Raw genomic sequence first — 2,515 nt, 5'->3', positions numbered from 1 at the left:
ATGGACATAAAAATCTTGGTCTTCTATAGTAAATACTGCTCTATATTTTCCTTTCCGTAATCGAAAATACTCTTTTGGTGAATTCGTTTTCAATTGTTTGATATCAAAGAGATTTAAGTCTTTAGTCTGATCAAGAGATTGGAACACATGAGTAAATAGTGTGACAACTTCTTTAAGGAGGAGTCCCTTTTTGATTTCTTTTTTGATATCCTTGTCATAGAAGACCATGACTACAATGTAATACATTAGACTGGTAAATTCAAGATAAAAGAAATTGAAAGTCATAACGAAGTGGCTGCACCAGTCAGGTCTTTGACTGCAGCTGAGCCTTTAGTTATGAAGCCTGGCGGCAAATCTTAAACACTAAAAATCTCTTTGACTTTCATAGTTTTAACAAGTGGCCCGTATAACCGGCCTGCATCAGATACTTATACGCTGACATAACTTCTTCCGGTATGATCTGAGCAATCTGAAACCCCCGGAGGGGATATTCTGCAATCCTCTGCAGGTCTCCCACCATGATATGAATCATTTCTTCTCTGCTGATTTTCTCATTGGGGTACTCATCCAGTGAGAGGGGAGGGGAGCAGACTGTTATATCCGTATCCGGCCAGTAGACTTTCAGCGTGGCAAAGGCCCGGCGCTCCATATAAGGTTTCTGCACGGCCAGAATCCTGTCGTAGGGAATCTTCTCTGCCTGTAGAATCTCTTCTGTAAACAGTACATTTTCCCCTGTGTTTTTGGCCTTGCATTCCAGGATCATTCTGCTGCGGGGAACACCGGCAACTTCAGCAATCTGTGCAAAGGTTTCGGCCTCACTGAGCTCCCAACCCGTCTTAAGAAGGTATCCTTCATTGGCAATCCCACCCGAAAATACAATCCAGGGTTCCAGACCATTCAAGAACAGGGCTGCTCCATATTCTGCCACCCTCAGATCATGGCTCCCCAGGACAAAGATTATATCTGCCTCCCGGGGAGTCTGATTCAATTGGTGGTAATCCCAGAGGGTTTGGACAGCCTGGTTCAGGTCTCTCGGCATCTATACTTCTGAGCGGTCTGTCGCCGGAGGTGGAGTCGGACTGAGTTCGGAAATCCTCTGTCTCAATTCATCTGTCATGTTGATGTCCGCCGCTCCCAGAGCCGTTTCCAGCTGAAAGCTGTTTCTGGCGCCTATGATGGGAGCCGTAACGGCCGGGTGGCCTCCAGTCCAGGCAATGTCCAGAGACACCGGATGATAACCCAGCTCTTCTGCCAACTGCATGTAGTTCTCAACTATTTTAGGATTAGAAGGGGCGCGGTAACGGCTCTGATAGGCTTTGTTACTGCTGAATCTTCCTGTATTTTCTTTGGTTCTGTATTTGCCGCTGAGCAGCCCGCCTGCCATAGGGCTGTAACAGATCACTCCCATGGATTCGGATTGAGCCATGGGAAGCAGTTCCACCTCTGCCTGTCTCTTGAGAAGATTGTACATGGGCTGTATGCACTGAATCGAACTTAATCCACGAGCCATAGACACGCCCTGTGCTTTCATAACCTGCCAGGCGGCAAAATTGCTGACTGCGGGATAAAGGATTTTCCCTTCCCGGACAAACTGATCCATTGTCTCAAGGGTTTCCTCCAGGACTGTATTATCATCAAAACGATGGAGGAAATAAAAGTCCAGGTAGTCCGTACCCAGACGTTTGAGGGAGGCCTCCAGAGAGAGCCTCAGGTTTCTCCTGGAATTACCCTTGTCATTGATATTATCGGACATGGGCCCATTGACCTTGGATGTCAGGACTATTTCATTTCTGTGGCCCTTGATGCATTTTCCAAGAATCTCTTCTGACAGACCTTTTTGATAGACATTGGCACAGTCGAAAAAATTGATACCCTTGTTCCGGCAGAGCTTATACATCTCTAGAGACGTCTCTTCGTCTGCATCTCCGCCGAATGACATGGTGCCGAAACAGAGTGATGAAACCTGTATACCCGTATTACCTAGATAGTTGAAATTCATATTTTTTCCTTTTTTGCGTGATTCTTGGACAGTTCAAGTCTTATCAATGATATTCTAAACATATGAGAACCCATCCTGTAATGATAAAGGACGACAAATGAATACACAATACAAATCAGAACTGGTCGGAGTCTTTGGGCATCCTGTTGCGGAAAATCCGACCATTGTCATGGTAGAAGCCGCCTTTAAAGACATGGATCTGGACTGGCGCTACCTGACCATTGAAGTACTGCCTGAAGACCTGGAAGGAGCTGTCGCGGGATTGAGGGCTATGAATATGAAAGGCATCAATTTAACGATTCCCCATAAAATTGAGATCATGAAATATCTGGATGAGATCTCTCCCGATGCAGAACTCATCGGTGCTGTGAATACAGTCAGAAGAGAAGGGAACAAGTTGATTGGTGAGAATACGGATGGGAAAGGATTTTTAAAGGCCCTGAGAGAGGACGGGCAATGCAATCCCGAGGGGAAAAAAATCATGGTTCTCGGGGCTGGAGGAGCCTCCCGGGCTAT

At 46.1% G+C, this 2,515-nt stretch carries 4 protein-coding genes; 1 reads left to right on the top strand and 3 read right to left on the bottom strand.

Annotated features, from left to right (window positions below):
• From PF479_RS09385 to PF479_RS09375, 3 genes are all read right to left on the bottom strand, one after another.
• The coding region (locus PF479_RS09385) for a hypothetical protein (RefSeq protein ID WP_298005406.1) at positions 1 to 246 on the bottom strand (246 nt) is incomplete at its 3' end.
• A 136-nt stretch (positions 247 to 382) separates the two neighbouring features.
• A complete protein-coding gene (locus tag PF479_RS09380) occupies positions 383 to 1,039 on the bottom strand; it encodes a YdcF family protein (RefSeq protein WP_298005403.1) in 657 nt (218 codons plus the stop codon).
• A complete protein-coding gene (locus PF479_RS09375) occupies positions 1,040 to 1,999 on the bottom strand; it encodes an aldo/keto reductase (RefSeq protein ID WP_298005401.1) in 960 nt (319 codons plus the stop codon).
• A 97-nt stretch (positions 2,000 to 2,096) separates the two neighbouring features.
• Between PF479_RS09375 and PF479_RS09370 the strand changes: the two genes are divergently transcribed.
• A partial coding sequence (locus PF479_RS09370; RefSeq protein ID WP_367277219.1) for a shikimate dehydrogenase occupies positions 2,097 to 2,515 on the top strand: 419 nt, incomplete at its 3' end.

This window comes from Oceanispirochaeta sp. (assembly GCF_027859075.1).
Lineage (GTDB): Bacteria > Spirochaetota > Spirochaetia > DSM-2461 > DSM-2461 > Oceanispirochaeta.
Note: the sequence above shows the minus strand (reverse complement) of the source record. Positions and strands in the feature narration are given on the sequence as shown.

Bases quoted from the DNA above. Each gene is read 5' to 3' on its own strand.
- PF479_RS09380 (WP_298005403.1), bottom strand. From the start codon at position 1,039: ATGCCGAGAGACCTGAACCAGGCTGTCCAAACCCTCTGGGATTACCAC.
- PF479_RS09375 (WP_298005401.1), bottom strand. From the start codon at position 1,999: ATGAATTTCAACTATCTAGGTAATACGGGTATACAGGTTTCATCACTC.